This window comes from Candidatus Erwinia dacicola, from assembly GCF_001756855.1.
GTDB classification, from domain to species: Bacteria; Pseudomonadota; Gammaproteobacteria; order Enterobacterales; family Enterobacteriaceae; genus Erwinia; species Erwinia dacicola.
Map to the genome: position 1 here is coordinate 1 of NZ_MAYS01000484.1, position 2,177 is coordinate 2,177.

Annotated in this window: 1 protein-coding gene and 1 pseudogene; both read right to left on the reverse strand. The window is 54.1% G+C overall.

Annotated elements, in window-relative coordinates; genetic code table 11:
* Nucleotides 1-295, reverse strand: a pseudogene (locus BBW68_RS16955) (transposase zinc-binding domain-containing protein); the annotation flags it as partial.
* Between the two features lie 107 nt (nucleotides 296-402).
* Nucleotides 403-1,677, reverse strand: a complete 1,275-nt coding sequence (locus BBW68_RS12675; RefSeq protein WP_070135637.1) for a Glu/Leu/Phe/Val family dehydrogenase — start codon at nucleotides 1,675-1,677, stop codon at nucleotides 403-405.
* Nucleotides 1,678-2,177: the final 500 nt, after the last annotated feature.

The following is a 2,177-nucleotide window of genomic DNA, read 5'->3' on the forward strand; positions in this document are numbered from 1 at the left end:
CATTCGCAGTCGGGCAGGACGTGTTGTTGCTCAGCAATCCACTGTTCGGTGGACTTCATGCTGCAGGCCTTTGACTTGCAGCTCTGGCAGAAGAAGCGGGAGTGGGTACAGTCAGGTGAAGCGCAGGTGAAGCGCAGCAGTAGCGGCGCACACCCATAGCGCAGGTGCCGCAGGCGAGCATGCGCTCAACGGCGAGTTGGGTCCACTGGCTGACGCTGTCGCCATGTTTTTCGAGATAGCGGTTCCAGCCGTCATCGACGGTGAAAAGGAGTTTGGCGGGACGCGGGATATACATGGAGCTGAGTATAAAGCGGAGCTCCAGTCATGCAAAGCACCGGAACGGCGAAGCCGTGACGCTCGCCCTGTAAGGGCGCTACGTTCATTTCCGGTCGGCTCTTGCTGCTAACCCGGATAGATCCCGCGGTCCTTACGTGCCATCAGGATGCGCTCACATGCCACGATATAGGCGGCGGTGCGCAGGCTGCACGTCTCCTCATGCGCTTTATCCCAGACGTGGACCATCGCTTCGGTCATGAGCTTATCCATGCGCTTGTTAATTTCGTCCTCGCTCCAGAAGAAGCTTGCCATATCCTGCACCCATTCAAAGTAGCTGACGGTGACGCCCCCGGCGTTACATACTACGTCCGGCACTACGGTAATACCGCGTGAGGCCAGCACGTCATCGGCTTCCGGGAAGGTTGGGCCGTTTGCGCCTTCCAGCACGATACGGCAGTGCAGTTTTTCCGCATGCTGACGGGTGATCTGACCTTCCAGCGCGGCAGGGATCAGAATCTCCATTTCCACGTCCCAGAATGCCTCATCGCTGATCACGTCTGCGCCGCTGAAACCGGCGATCTTTTTATTGGCTGCCTGCCACTCGCTTAACGCGACTAGGTCGATGCCTGCCGCGTTGAACAGCGTGTCACTGTGATCCTGAATCGCCACAACGCGTGCCCCGGCATCGTTAAACAAGCGCGCTGCTTCGCTACCGACGTTACCAAAGCCCTGCACGGCAACTCGCGCACCTTCGATTTCAATGCCGCTGCGGCGAGCCACTTCGCGGCCAGTAATAAATACGCCGCGACCGGTGGCTTTTTCGCGCCCCAGTGAACCGCCAAGGTGGATAGGCTTACCGGTCACCACGCCCGTAATGGTGGTGCCGTGATTAATTGAGTAAGTGTCCATCATCCACGCCATCACTTTTGCATTGGTGCCAACGTCCGGTGCAGGAATATCTTTTTGCGGGCCGATGAACAGGCTAATTTCGCTGGTGTAGCGGCGGGTCAGGCGCTCAAGCTCGCTTTCGGACAGCGCAAACGGGTCGACGCGGATCCCGCCCTTGGCTCCGCCATACGGCAAGTTAACCGCCGCACATTTGATCGTCATCCACGCCGAAAGCGCCATGACTTCATTAAGATCAACATTAGGATGGTAACGAATACCGCCTTTACCCGGGCCGCGCGACAGGTTGTGCTGCACGCGGAAGCCTTCGAAGTGGCGGATGCTGCCGTCGTCCATTTGCAGCGGAATGTCTACAATCAGTGCACGTTTCGGATGACGCAGGGTATCCACCCAGCGCGACAGGTCGCCAAGATAAGGCGCGACTCGATCGATCTGCTGCAGATAGGTTGACCAGGCCGTCTTGCTGCCTTCAGAAACGTAAGAAAGCTTTTCCATAACAAACCTTCATATGTGTAGAGCTTGTCCGTCAGGGGTACATGCCGTGCGGGGAGCTCTTAGTTATAAATACTGTCATACCGTGTATGACTCAGTGAATCTCACTAACTCGCCACTAATTTAACATCAAAAAAAGGTTTCAAAGTTTTTTTTTAAAAATGTGAAATCCTGTCTTTTAAATGCAATCAGACCAACTGCATAATTATCAGGTAAGCCAGCGTTGGCTTAACAGACCGACAGTTGGCAGGCGGTAGTTATGCAGCTAAATAGCATGGCTGCTGTTTTCTTTATATTTTTCAGAAAGTTGAATGCGATTAAACTTTGGCGGTAATGACTGTTTTTCCCATTGTTAATGCGTTAATTGGTCATCACCTCACCACCATAGGAGAAGTCACCATGTCAATCAATGCAGAACAGGTAAGTGTAGTGGTCAACTGATACTGGCCACAGCATTAGACTGTAAGTAGTACAGCCGCTCAGATTCGTTGGGCGTCAGACCG

Bases quoted from the DNA above. Each gene is read 5' to 3' on its own strand.
- BBW68_RS12675 (WP_070135637.1), bottom strand. From the start codon at position 1,677: ATGGAAAAGCTTTCTTACGTTTCTGAAGGCAGCAAGACGGCCTGGTCA.